Origin of the sequence: Streptomyces sp. NPDC048248 (assembly GCF_043201875.1) — a bacterium.
In the GTDB taxonomy this organism is placed as follows: Bacteria; Actinomycetota; Actinomycetes; order Streptomycetales; family Streptomycetaceae; genus Streptomyces.
This window is the reverse complement of sequence record NZ_JBICZL010000005.1, coordinates 223,650-236,282: the sequence shown is the minus strand read 5'-3', so window position 1 is coordinate 236,282 and position 12,633 is coordinate 223,650. Positions and strand designations below refer to the sequence as shown.

The 12,633-nt window shown below is 66.7% G+C and carries 8 protein-coding genes; 3 read left to right on the top strand and 5 right to left on the bottom strand.

The genetic code is table 11. The features are described from left to right. Positions 1–20: 20 nt before the first annotated feature. Positions 21–2,279 (bottom strand): DUF6049 family protein, encoded by a 2,259-nt coding sequence (locus ACGFZW_RS12440; protein WP_393893031.1) that lies wholly within the window; start codon positions 2,277–2,279, stop codon positions 21–23. A 243-nt stretch (positions 2,280–2,522) separates the two neighbouring features. Between ACGFZW_RS12440 and ACGFZW_RS12435 the strand changes: the two genes are divergently transcribed. Continuing rightward, positions 2,523–3,995, top strand: a complete 1,473-nt coding sequence (locus ACGFZW_RS12435; RefSeq protein WP_393893030.1) for a CCA tRNA nucleotidyltransferase — start codon at positions 2,523–2,525, stop codon at positions 3,993–3,995. A 102-nt stretch (positions 3,996–4,097) separates the two neighbouring features. Here the strand turns inward: ACGFZW_RS12435 and ACGFZW_RS12430 are convergent, their stop codons facing one another. The 4 genes from ACGFZW_RS12430 to ACGFZW_RS12415 form a co-directional block, all read right to left on the bottom strand. Beyond that, a complete protein-coding gene (locus tag ACGFZW_RS12430; protein WP_393893029.1) occupies positions 4,098–4,655 on the bottom strand; it encodes a hypothetical protein in 558 nt (185 codons plus the stop codon). Between the two features lie 90 nt (positions 4,656–4,745). Continuing rightward, on the bottom strand, positions 4,746–6,026 hold the full coding sequence (locus ACGFZW_RS12425) for an MFS transporter (RefSeq protein WP_393893028.1): 1,281 nt from the start codon (positions 6,024–6,026) through the stop codon (positions 4,746–4,748). An 88-nt stretch (positions 6,027–6,114) separates the two neighbouring features. Next, positions 6,115–7,197 carry an inositol-3-phosphate synthase gene (locus ACGFZW_RS12420; RefSeq protein WP_393893027.1) on the bottom strand — a complete coding sequence of 361 codons (1,083 nt, stop codon included), beginning with the start codon at positions 7,195–7,197 and terminating at the stop codon, positions 6,115–6,117. Between the two features lie 46 nt (positions 7,198–7,243). Beyond that, the gene (locus ACGFZW_RS12415) at positions 7,244–7,924 is read right to left on the bottom strand and encodes a PadR family transcriptional regulator (protein WP_393893026.1); all 681 of its coding nucleotides are present in this window, start codon (positions 7,922–7,924) and stop codon (positions 7,244–7,246) included. A 361-nt stretch (positions 7,925–8,285) separates the two neighbouring features. Here ACGFZW_RS12415 and ACGFZW_RS12410 point away from each other — a divergent pair, with 361 nt between their 5' ends. After that, the gene (locus ACGFZW_RS12410; protein ID WP_393893025.1) at positions 8,286–10,940 is read left to right on the top strand and encodes a transglycosylase domain-containing protein; all 2,655 of its coding nucleotides are present in this window, start codon (positions 8,286–8,288) and stop codon (positions 10,938–10,940) included. A 130-nt stretch (positions 10,941–11,070) separates the two neighbouring features. Continuing rightward, on the top strand, positions 11,071–12,552 hold the full coding sequence (locus tag ACGFZW_RS12405) for a glycosyltransferase family 87 protein (RefSeq protein ID WP_393893024.1): 1,482 nt from the start codon (positions 11,071–11,073) through the stop codon (positions 12,550–12,552). Positions 12,553–12,633: the final 81 nt, after the last annotated feature.

Below are 12,633 nucleotides of genomic sequence, written 5' to 3'. Positions count from 1 at the left end.
CCATCCGGCCCCGCCATCTATCAACGGTCCACTTTCTCACCTGAGCCGGACGCGTCCGGGCTTTCCGAACCGGTGTCCGGCGTGGGGTCACTCGGCTGCTCGGGCGTATCGCCGTCCGTGCCGCCATTGTCGCCGTCCGTGTCTCCCCCACCCTCGGCACCGTCGCCGTCGTCGCCGTCGGACCCGTCGTCGCTGCTCTCGGCGGCATGCCGCTTGCGCTGAAGATAGATCCGCACGCCGGCGAGGACGAGCAGCAGGACACCGCCCGCGATCACGAGCATGACCGTTGCGGTGATCTCCGTGACGTTCACCTGGAACGTCATGGGGTCACCGTAGGGCTTGCCGTCGGATGTGTAGAGCTGGGCAGTCACCCAGGCCCGACCGTTGGCGTTCGCCGTGGTGTCGAATTTGAACGACTGGCTGTGGCCGCCGTCCACCTTGATCCGCTGCGACTTGCCCGCGTCCAGACGGTTGGGCTGCGACGAGCTCAGCTCCAGCGTCATGCCCTCGACGCCTTGGACGAGGTTGTTCTGCACCGTCACCGGAATCGTGGCGCTGCGCCCGGAGAGCGTCGCGTCCGACTTCTGGATCAGACTGACCTTCTTGGTCAGACTGCTGAGGTAGCTCCGAACGGAGTTCCGAAAGCCCGTGGCACCCGAGGAATCACCCCGCCACGAGGTCGACATCTCGCGCATTATGGCGGTGCCGAACGGCGTGACGACGCGTTCCGGCTGGTCGAGGATCACCTGGAACTCGTCCAAGGCGGACTGAGTGTCCTGGATCTGCCGAAAGGCCTCGGTCGGCAGCTCCTGCCTGCGGAGAGAGGCCGGGTAGCTCGCTCCGCTCGGGACCTGCCGGTTGGCCGACGGATCCGGCTTCGCCTTCGCAGCGCGGCTGAGGTCCAGGGGCTGTGTCCAGCGCTCCGACTCCAGGGTGCGCAGTGCGGAGGCCATGGCCTGGGCCTGGCTGGCAGAAGGCATGCGCTGCGGCGCGACGACGATACTGCGCTGCCGGCCCGGGCTCTGCCGACCGATCATCTGGGTCTGGGCGAGGAACTCCTGGACCGCGTGGGTCGCGTCCCCGGCATTGGCCATATCGCCTTCGAAAGCACGGGAGAGTCGTGCGTCCGCGACGACCGCCGTATTGCCTCCGCCGATGGGCCGGGCCGCGGTCGGGGTGTACGGAATGCTGGGGTCGCGGAGGCTGTCGCTGCGGCTGATGACGTTGTGCGCGCCGGCCGAGGTGGCGACGTCCACGATCGAAGAGTCGATCGCGCCGTCGACAGGCCAGGCGAAGTCCGTGCGCGGCTTGACGCCGAGAACCGTGTCGACGGTCTTCGAGGCGAGCTCGGTGGCCGGCCCGAGATGGCTCAGAGCCCTGGGCACGCTCCTGCCGTGGTGAGCGAGCGAGGCCAGATCGGGATCGGCGAACGGCAGCGCGACCACCTCGTGGGTCTTCACCGCTTCTTCCAGGTCGGTCAGCCACTGCCTGGCGACCGCCTGGTTCTTGCCCGTGGGGCCGTCCGCGCCGTCGACCTTGTAGGTCTTGGCCATCGCGTCGACGGTGGCGAGCAGGTCGGGGTCGATGACGAAAGTCACCGGCAGGTTCTTGCCGAGCGCGACCATCTGCTGCAGGCGGCCGCCGGGTGCGATCTCCGCGGCGAGATCGTCATTGCGGAACACCGGCGTCTGCTGGGCGTCGGGGTCGGTCTCGGCGGTGAGATGCGTCGAGGAGATCAGCGGCCACATGTACGTGAGCTGCGTCTTCTTGGCGGCGTCCGACTCCTGCCAGGGCAGGAACGTCCGGTCGATGCCCAGCACGTGCTCGTAGGGCGCGGCCGGAGTGCGGCCCGACAGCGAGACACCGAGCTGATACACGCCGTCCTCGCCGAGGTGGAGGTCCTTCACCGGCACGCTGAGGGTGAAGGAGCGGCTCGCACCGGCGTCGAGCCTGGTGACCTTCTCGGTGTGGCCCTTGACCTCCTGGCCGTCCACGCCCGGGATGTAGCCGGTGCGCTTGGCCGCGGCATCGATCGCGCTTCGGCCGCCTAGGGCCGAGCTGCGGCTCATCCCGACATGCGCGTCGGTGATCGCGGTCTTGCTGTCGTTGGACAGCGTCCCGGAGACCGTGACGGTGTCGGACTTGGTGGGAGCCGACGGCGTCATCGAGTCGATGGTGACGTCGACGGTCCGGGAGCCCGTCGGAGCCGCCTGCGCGGAGGGGGCCTGTGGCACCTGGAGAAGCCCCACGAGCAGGGGTACTCCGGTGAGCAGTGCCATGGTCCTTCTCAGCCATCGACCACGCGGCCGTTCAGTCCCCTGGAACCCTGCCGCCTCGGCCACGCGCTCGCCCGTCCCTCGTCGTCGTCAGTGGTCGTCGGAATGTGCGTCCACGAATGGTAACGAGGCCCGCTGCGGCGTGGTGCCGGGGACTGCGCCACATGATCGTGGGCCGGGGACCGGATGTCTGTCCCCTTAATAGGGTGCCGCCTCGTGCGGCACAGGCACGTACTCTGTTCTGTTGTGCCGAACGCCAACAATGACATCGCCCCGCAGCCCGACCGGACTCCGCAGTCGACGAACGCGCTGAGTCACGTACAGCGCCGTGCCGTGAGCGAACTGCTGCGGGTGTCCCCCGTCGCGGACGACCTGGCCCGCCGCTTCCAGGAGGCCGGGTTCACGCTTGCCCTGGTCGGCGGGTCGGTCCGGGACGCGTTGCTCGGCCGTCTCGGCAACGATCTCGACTTCACCACCGATGCTCGCCCCGAAGACGTCTTGAAGATCGTTCGACCGTGGGCGGACGCGGTCTGGGAGGTCGGCATCGCCTTCGGCACCGTCGGCTGCAAGAAGAGCTCGTTCGACATCGAGGTCACCACCTACCGCTCCGAGGCGTACGACCGCACCTCGCGCAAGCCCGAGGTGTCCTACGGAGACTCCATCGAGCAGGACCTGGTCCGTCGTGACTTCACGGTGAACGCCATGGCGGTGTTTCTGCCGCAGAAGGAATTCGTGGACCCGCACGGCGGCCTGGAGGACCTCGCGGCCCGCGTTCTGCGGACCCCGGGGACCCCTGAGGAGTCCTTCTCCGATGATCCGCTGCGCATGATGCGTGCGGCCCGCTTCGCCGCCCAGATCGACTTCGAGGTCGCACCCGAGGTCGTCACCGCCATGAAGGCCATGTCCGAGCGAATCGAGATCGTCTCGGCGGAGCGCGTGCGGGACGAACTGAACAAGCTGATCCTCTCGCCGCACCCGCGCAAGGGACTGCGGCTCCTTGTCGACTCGGGCCTGGCCGAGCGAGTCCTGCCGGAACTGCCGGCGCTCCAGCTGGAAAGTGACGAGCATCACCGCCACAAGGATGTCTACGAGCACTCGCTGACGGTGCTGGAGCAGGCGATCGACCTCGAAGAGGACGGGCCTGATCTGGTGCTGCGGCTGGCGGCCCTTCTGCACGACATCGGCAAGCCCAAGACGCGGCGCTTCGAGAAGGACGGTCGGGTCTCCTTCCACCACCATGAGGTGGTGGGAGCGAAGATGACCAAGAAGCGCATGATCGCCCTGAAGTACTCGAACGACATGGTGAAGGACGTATCGCGTCTGGTGGAGCTGCATCTGCGCTTCCACGGCTACGGAACGGGTGAGTGGACGGACTCGGCGGTTCGGCGCTACGTCCGGGACGCCGGCCCTCAGCTCAAGCGGCTCCACAAGCTGACGCGCTCGGACTGCACCACGCGGAACAAGCGCAAGGCCAACGCTCTGTCGCGGGCGTATGACGGGCTCGAGGAACGCATCGCGCGGCTGCAGGAACAGGAAGAGCTGGACGCGATCCGGCCTGACCTGGACGGCAACGACATCATGAAAATTCTGGGCATCGCCCCCGGCCCTGAGGTCGGTAAGGCATACCAGCACCTGCTCGAGATGCGACTTGAGCACGGCCCGATGGAGCGGGACGCCGCGGTGGCCGCGCTCAAGGAATGGTGGGCCGCCCAAGGCTGAGGGGCGGACGGTGCCGTGTTTCACGTGAAACGGTCGGTGGTGGATCGCCTCGTTTCACGTGAAACACAGCTCGTTCCCCGCGAGACGACAGAGCGGCTCGCTCTACTTCTCGACGGTGAGGCAGAGCACGAACCTGGTGTCGGAACCCCTCCGGCGGTGCTGGCTCTCCGCGTAGGACGTGGTGTTCTGGGGGCAGAGGGACGTGTCGGTGGTGTCCGTGTGGACCTCTGCGACCTTGTACTTGGCCTCGGCCGTGCCGCAGTCAACCACCTCGAGGTCGGGGTTGATCTGGTTGCCGTTGTTCTTCATGCAGTCCCCGACCTCCGCGCTGTCCGCGTCGTCCCAACTGCTCACCCAGAAGAACGCGCCGACGATCAGGGCGAGGACAACGCCGATGCCCTTCAATATCGCCATCGGGGAACGACCGCGGGACGGCCTCGAGGGCGGAACAGGGGAACCGCCCTGCATGTAGGGCTGCTGCGGTGCCTGGGGGTAACCCGGCGGGGGCTGCTGCCCGTAAGGCGCCTGCTGCTGGGGGTACCCATAGCCGGGCTGCGGCTGCCCGTACGGAGCTTGGGGTGCCTGGGGCGCCTGCGGGTACGGGTTCTGGCCGTACGGCTGCTGTCCGTACGGGTACTGGCCTTGAGGCGGTGTGGTCATGAGTGATCCCCCGATTTTGAAGTGTCCAGGCTGAAATACGACGCACGTAAGGTATCGGGTGCGTCAGCGGCCTTCGCAGGGGATGGCCATCTACGGCCGGGACGGCGGTGTCTTGCGGCGCCCATTGCGGACCATTGCCGCGAAGACTGCGGCGTAGAGGCAGGCCACGAAGATCAGCAAAGCAGTTGATCTTCCGTCGGGCGGCAGCATGAGGGCGGCTACCGCCGCGGCACCGACGAAGGCGACGTTGAACAGCACGTCGTAGACGGCAAAGATCCGGCCGCGGAAGGCGTCGTCGACGAAGGACTGCACCACGGTGTCCGTGGAGATCTTGGTGGCCTGGGTGCCCAGCCCCAGCAGGAATGCGGCCGTCAGCATCGGCGCCGGTGCGAAGAAGAGACCGAGGGCCGGTACCAGCACCGCGCCCAGGGCGGCGCAGAAGGCGATCCAACCGAAGGGGTTGAGCCGCTCGACGGCCCAGGGGGTGATGAGAGCGGCGGCGAAGAAGCCCGCTCCTGAGACTCCGACGGTGACGCCGAGCAGGCCCAGACCGTCCGCTTCATCGGTGGTCCAGGCGTAGCGGCACAGCATGAGCACCATGACGGTCAGGGCGCCGTAGCAGAAGCGGACCGTGGTCATGGCGGCCAGTGCGCGTGCCGGCGCGCGCCGCTCCGCTAGGTGCCGCATACCCTCGACGAGGCCCCTCACGGTGCTCAACACGGCTTCCCGCAGGTGGGGTTGGAGCTCGGAGGGGTCAGGTCCCAGCGACCCCGGGGTCAGTCGCAGAGCTGTGACGGACGAGCCGAAGTAGAGGGCCGATGCGAGCAGTACGACGATGGCATCCACGTCGGGGCCGGTGAGCCGCACCGCCAGAGCGAGCCCGCCACCAGCCGTCGCGGCGAGCGTTCCCGCCGTAGGTGTAAGGGAGTTGGCCATGACGAGTCGCTGCTCGCTGTCGACGACCCGGGGGAGGGCGGCGGAGAGCCCGGCCAGAACGAACCGGTTCACGGCGGTCACGGAAAGAGCCGAGGCGTAGAAGAGCCAGTCGGGTACATCGACCATGATCAGTGCCGCCGTCACGGTGGCAAGCGCGGTCCGCAGCAGGTTGCCGTACAGCAACACCTGCCGACGGCGCCAGCGGTCGAGCAGCACTCCGGTGAACGGCCCGAGGAGCGAGTAGGGAAGCAGCAGGATCGCCATGGCCGAGGCGATTGCCGCGGGCGAGGTCTGCTTCTCGGGGGAGAAGACGACGTAGGCGGCAAGGGCTACCTGATAGACGCCGTCTGCCGCCTGCGAGAGAAGCCGTGCGGCCAGGAGGGACCGGAAGTCGCGTAGGTGGAGTAATACGCGGAGGTCGCGCACAGCATGCATGGGGCACAGCTTCACACAGCCTCACACAGCCCGCAGGCCTCCAGGTGCAATACCTGGAGGCCTGCGGAAAGACGGTGCGGTGGGCGCGTCAGCGCTCGACCTCACCTCGGATGAACTTCTCGACGTTCTGGTGCGCCTCGTCGTCGAAGTACTGCACCGGGGGCGACTTCATGAAGTACGAGGACGCCGACAGGATGGGGCCGCCGATGCCCCGGTCCTTGGCGATCTTCGCGGCACGCAGGGCATCGATGATGACGCCGGCGGAGTTCGGGGAGTCCCAGACCTCGAGCTTGTACTCGAGGTTCAGCGGCACATCGCCGAAGGCGCGTCCCTCGAGGCGGACATAGGCCCACTTGCGGTCGTCCAGCCAGGCGACGAAGTCCGACGGGCCGATGTGGACGTTGTCCTCGCCCATCTCGCGGTCCCGGATCTGGGAGGTGACGGCCTGCGTCTTGGAGATCTTCTTGGACTCCAGGCGCTCCCGCTCGAGCATGTTCTTGAAGTCCATGTTGCCGCCGACGTTCAGCTGCATCGTGCGGTCCAGGATGACGCCCCGGTCCTCGAAGAGCTTGGCCATCACGCGGTGCGTGATCGTGGCGCCGACCTGGGACTTGATGTCGTCACCGACGATCGGGACGCCGGCCTCGGTGAACTTGTCCGCCCACTCCTTGGTGCCGGCGATGAAGACCGGGAGGGCGTTGACGAAGGCGACCTTGGCGTCGATGGCGCACTGGGCGTAGTACTTCGCCGCGTCCTCGGAGCCGACAGGGAGATAGCAGACCAGAACATCGACCTGCCTGTCCTTGAGGACCTGGACGATGTCGACCGGGGCCTCCTCGGACTCCTCGATCGTCATCCGGTAGTACTTGCCCAGCCCGTCCAGGGTGTGGCCGCGCTGGACCTGCACGCCGGCGTTCGGCACGTCGCAGATCTTGATGGTGTTGTTCTCGCTGGCGCCGATGGCGTCCGAGAGGTCGAGGCCGACCTTCTTGGCGTCGACATCGAAGGCAGCCACGAACTCGATGTCACGCACGTGGTAGTCACCGAACTGCACGTGCATGAGGCCGGGCACGCGGCTGTCCGGGTCTGCGTCCTTGTAGAACTCGACGCCCTGTACCAGCGAGGCGGCGCAGTTGCCCACGCCGACGATGGCTACGCGAACCGAACCCATTCCGGTTGCTCCCTGTGTTCTCGATGAGGACCTGCACCGCAGGACCTCATGTGGTGGTGTCATCGGACGGATCCGGCCGGGTACCACCCCGGTGCCGGGGCAGGCCGCCCGTATCTCCTGACTGGTCCTTCTTGTCCTGCTCTGCGAGCTCCGGGGCGCGCTGATCGCGTCCGGCGCGCTCACTCTCGATGAGCTCGTTCAGCCACCGCACCTCGCGCTCCACGGACTCCATGCCGTGGCGTTGCAGTTCGAGGGTGTAGTCATCCAGCCGCTCGCGCGTCCTGGACAAGGAGGTGCGCATGCGTTCCAGGCGCTCCTCCAGCCGGCTGCGGCGGCCTTCCAGCACGCGCATCCGGACGTCCCGCGACGTCTGACCGAAGAACGCGAAGCGGACGCCGAAGTGCTCGTCCTCCCACGCATCCGGGCCGGAGTGGGCGAGCAGCTCCTCGAAGTGCTCTTTGCCCGCTGCGGTCAATCGGTAGACGATCTTCGCCCTGCGCCCTGTCAGTGCAGCGGCCGGCACGCCCTCGGGCGCACCGCCCGTCTCCTCGATGAGCCAGCCGCTCGCGACCAGCGCCTTGAGGCAGGGATAGAGGGTGCCGTAGCTGAACGCGCGGAAGACGCCGAGTGAAGTGTTGAGCCGTTTTCGCAGCTCGTAACCGTGCATCGGCGACTCGCGGAGAAGGCCGAGGACGGCGAACTCGAGGATGCCGGAACGCCTGCTCATCCTCCGCCTCCTTGGCCTGGTGCGCTCTTTATGTCGTCCTGATGTATCGACTCGATACATCCAGACGATAGAACGCTCACCCGGTCGGAACAAGTGGGGGGTCGGTGAACGGCGTCACATCACCAATTTGCTCCGCCCGTCCTGACTGATTTGGAGTGAATTTCAACGCTGGGCAGGTTTTGGCCGTGCGTAGTCTGTGCGGCATGCAGACTGCCGGGAACCGTGGACCTAGTTGTGGCGTCCCTGTCCTCGGTGTAGTGCGGCTCGCGCGTCAGGAGCGGGTCGTGCATCGGGGGGACCTGAAGACAACTGCCGCCTTCAGGCGACGAGATAGCGCGCCTGCCCGAGGAGTATTCGTTCCATGAGCGAGCACCGTCGCAAACCGCCACAGCCGCAGGGTGGCGGTCGTGCCGCGGCCCGACGCGCCGCGCAGCAGCCAACAGGGCGCCGCGCGGCGCCCTCACGTGGCTCCGCCGCCGGTTCTGTGCCCAATTCCGATCCCTACGGCCAAGAGCGTCCGTCAGGCGGCCGGGCCGAGGCTCGCAGGGCCGCACAGCGCGGCGGTCGCCGGCGAGCGTCCGACAGAGAGGCCATGGCCTCCGGCGGAGGTGGCGCCGGCCGTGGAGGTGGCGGCCGACGCCGCACCGGTGGCGGCGGAAACGGCCCTGAGGGTGGTCGTGGAGGAGGGGAGCCTTCCAGGAAGCGCTTCATCGACTACCCGCGCGCCAACCGCTTCGGCTGGCGCCGCTTCGTCCCGTCCTGGAAGCAGGTGTCGGGCCTGCTGGTGACCTTCCTCGGCCTGATCGTCGGAGCAGCCGGCGTCGCGTTGGCAGTGGTGGACGTTCCCAAGGAGAGTGACGCCGCCAAGCTGCAGAACAACGTCTACCTGTGGTCCAACGGTAAGGTCATGGCCCGGGACGGCGAGGCGAACCGGCAGAACGTCAATATCGGCGAGATCCCGGTCCACATGCAGAACGCGGCGATCGCGGCGGAGAACGCCTCGTTCTGGTCGGACTCGGGCGTCGACCCCATGGGTATCGCACGCGCCCTGTTCAACATGGCCAAGGGCGGCGAAACCCAGGGTGGCTCCACCATCACCCAGCAGTACGTGAAGAACGCGATCCTGACCCAGGAGCAGACGCTTGAACGAAAGTTCAAGGAGCTGTTCATCTCGATAAAGGTCGGCGCGAAGGTCGACAAGCGCAAGATCCTTCAGGGCTATCTGAACACCAGCTACTACGGTCGCGGTGCCTACGGGATCCAGGCTGCGGCCCAGGCGTACTACGGCAAGGACGCCGCGGACCTCAAGCCCGATGAGAGTGCCTTGCTGGCGACCGTGCTCAAGGGCGCTGACCTCTACGACCCGGCCGGTGGCACCGGTCCGCACTCCGACCGGGCCGCGAACACCAAGCGTGCGCAGGCTCGGTGGTCCTGGATCCTCGACCGTGAGGTCGAGAACAAGCTCATGTCGAAGAGCGAGCGCGCCAAGTACACGGTGAAGAACTTCCCGATGCCCCGTGACCAAGAGCCCGTGGCCAGCAAGAAGGGCCAGATCGGGTACTTGATGGACACCGCGAAGAAGTACGTGCTGAAGCACGCGCCGGACATCAGTGAGCGGCAGTTCGACAGAGGCGGCTACACGATCCGGACGACCTTCGACAAGCGCAGGACCGAGAAGCTGGAGGCCTCGGTGAAGAAGGTCGACAAGCGGTATATCGACCCGAAGGAGCGCCTCAAGGACAAATACGTCCAGTTCGGTGCGGCTTCTGTGGTGCCGGGTGACGGCAAGATCGTTGCCCTGTACGGCGGTGAGGGCTACGACAAGGGTCACTTCAGCAACAACGCCGACACCTTCGGCGTGCCGGTCGGCTCCACCTGGAAGCCGTTCGTGCTGGCTGCGGCGATGCAGGACGGGACGGCCCGGAGCAACCATCAGCCGATCTCCCCGGAGAGCCGGTACAACGGCAATGACCACCTCAAGGTGAAGGACGCGGAAGGCAATTACGTCCTGAAGCGGGACAACTCGCCCTTCTATCAGGAAAACGAGAGCAACCATCGCTGGGGATACATTCCCCTGACCAAGGCGATGGAGCAGTCGGTGAACACCCCGTTCGTACAGCTCGGCATGGATGTCGGGATGGACAAGGTGCGGGACATGGCGCAGGCCACCGGCATCTCCGAGGGCAGTTTCGACAGGAACCTGAACCCGTCCTTCGCGCTGGGCACCTCGACTCCGAGTGCCATCCGCATGGCCGACGCCTACGCCACCTTCGCCAATTCGGGAACGAAGGTTGAGCCGTACTCGGTGACAAAGCTGACGTCCGAGGGCGTGGATGTGCCGGGCTTCGACAAGCCCGAGCAGGAGACGGCGATGGATTCCAACATCGCCAACAACGTGACCGAGGTGCTGGAGAACGTCATCCAGAACGGTACGGCGAAGGACGCGAAGCGTCTGGGCAGGCCGGCCGCAGGCAAGACCGGCACCACCGACCAGAACAAGTCGGCCTGGTTCGTGGGGTACACCCCGCAGCTTTCGACGGCCGTCACGATGTTCCGTGAGGACCCGAAGAACCCTCGTCAGCTGTCGATGAACGGTGTCGGTGGGTTCGACTCGATCCACGGTGGTGCGCTTCCCACCGAAGTGTGGACCGAGTACATGCTGCAGGCGATGCAGGGAGTTACGGCGAAGCCCTTCCCGCTCGCCGAGCCCATCGGGCAGCGTGTGGACCAGGAAGGGATGCCGAGCCCGACTCCGTCCCCGACGCCGTCGGAGGAGCCGTCCGAGACGCCTTCCGGGACGCCCAGCGGTTCTGCTTCCCCGAGTGACTCTCCGAGCCCCACTCCGACGGAGACCTGCTCCGACTGGGACGTCAGGTGCAAGGAGAACGGCGGCGCCACTGGTGGGGATACCGGTGATCCAGGCGGTGGCACCGGTGGCGAGACGAGTCCCACGCCCGATCCGGGCAATGGAAACGGCGGTGGGCTGTTCGGCGGGCCCAACGGCACCGAACCCTGATGATCGACCCCGGTTTCACGTGAAACGGTGACCGTTTCACGTGAAACCGGGCCAACGAAGCCCTCGACCCGGCTGGACCGGGCGGGGGCTTCGTCGCGTTCGCGTGAGGGCTTTGCGGCAGGATGGGGCCATGACGAGCGTGCGACAGGACGAGCCCGTACGGCCGACGAGGCGGGATGAGGTGGCGGCGGCCGGCAGCGAGCTGATCGGCGGCCCGGCCGGCCGGCATGCGCTGCTCGGAACGAACTGGCTGACTCCGGTCCGGGTCATCGCGCTCGTCGCCATCGGAATGTTCGCGCTCGGCATGGTGCAAAAGCTTCCCTGCTACAACGGTGGATGGTTCTTCGGTGCCACGAGCCAGTACATCCACGCCTGTTACTCCGACATTCCTCATCTCTACGCCGGTCGAGGCTTCGCGGACGGGTTGATCCCGTACTTCGACCGACTGCCCGGTGACATGGAATACCTCGAGTACCCCGTACTGACCGGCGTCTTCATGGAGGTCGCCTCGTGGATGACTCCTGGCGGCGGCACGATCCAGCACCGTGAACAGATCTACTGGCTGGTCAATGCCGGCATGCTGATGGCGTGTGCGGCGGTCATCGCGGTGTGTGTGGCCCGTACGCATCGGCGGCGCCCCTGGGACGGTCTCCTGGGCGCCCTGGCGCCCGCCTTCGCCCTCACTGCCACCATCAACTGGGACCTGCTGGCTATCGCGCTGACCGCGGCGGGAATGCTGATGTGGTCGCGCAGCCGCCCGCTGGCTGCCGGTGTCCTGATCGGACTGGCGACCGCGGCGAAGCTGTACCCGGTCCTGCTCCTGGGGCCGCTGCTGGCCCTCTGCTGGCGCGCTGGGGCCTGGCGCGCGTACGGGAAGGCGGTGGCGGGTGCTGTAGTGGCGTGGCTCGTGGTGAACCTGCCGGTGATGGTCATGCATGACGCCACCGGATGGCACATCCGGGAGGGCTGGGCGAAGTTCTACACCTTCAGCCAGGAACGGCCGATCGACTTCGGCTCGATCTGGTTGCTGATCTCCCAGCGGACCGGAAACCCGCTGGAGGACGCCAACACCTACGCCACGCTGCTGATGCTCCTGGGCTGCGGAGGCATCGCTCTCCTGACGCTGTACGCACCGCGACGGCCACGGTTCGCCCAGCTCGCGTTCCTCGTCGTGGCGCTCTTCATTCTCACCAACAAGGTCTACTCACCGCAGTACGTACTTTGGCTGATCCCGCTCGCCGCGCTGGCCAGGCCCCGCTGGCGGGACTTCTTGATCTGGCAGGCCTGTGAGGTCATGTACTTCCTTGGGATCTGGATGTACCTCGCCTATACGGGCAACGGTGACAAGCACCAGGGACTGCCGCTGGACGGCTACCAACTTGCCATCGTGCTGCACCTGTTGGGGACGCTCTACCTGTGCGCCGTGATCGTACGGGACATCCTGCTTCCGGAACGCGATGTGGTCCGCCAGGACGGGGACGACGACCCCTCGGGCGGTGTGCTGGACCGTAGGCCCGATGTGTTCGTGCTCGGGCGTGGCCACCACGCACCCCGCCACGCGATGCACTTCGAGGGCCCTCCGCGGGTGCGCTGGGGCGCTGTGCGGGACTGACCACACAGCTTGGTCAACGCCGAGGGCCCGATGCTGCAGACATTGCCTGCGGCACCGGGCCCTCAGTGGTTCCCGGAGTGG

Coding starts and splice junctions, on each gene's coding strand:
- ACGFZW_RS12425 (WP_393893028.1), bottom strand. CDS start 6,026: ATGCATGCTGTGCGCGACCTCCGCGTATTACTCCACCTACGCGACTTC.
- ACGFZW_RS12415 (WP_393893026.1), bottom strand. CDS start 7,924: ATGAGCAGGCGTTCCGGCATCCTCGAGTTCGCCGTCCTCGGCCTTCTC.
- ACGFZW_RS12430 (WP_393893029.1), bottom strand. CDS start 4,655: ATGACCACACCGCCTCAAGGCCAGTACCCGTACGGACAGCAGCCGTAC.
- ACGFZW_RS12405 (WP_393893024.1), top strand. CDS start 11,071: ATGACGAGCGTGCGACAGGACGAGCCCGTACGGCCGACGAGGCGGGAT.
- ACGFZW_RS12420 (WP_393893027.1), bottom strand. CDS start 7,197: ATGGGTTCGGTTCGCGTAGCCATCGTCGGCGTGGGCAACTGCGCCGCC.
- ACGFZW_RS12440 (WP_393893031.1), bottom strand. CDS start 2,279: ATGGCACTGCTCACCGGAGTACCCCTGCTCGTGGGGCTTCTCCAGGTG.
- ACGFZW_RS12410 (WP_393893025.1), top strand. CDS start 8,286: ATGAGCGAGCACCGTCGCAAACCGCCACAGCCGCAGGGTGGCGGTCGT.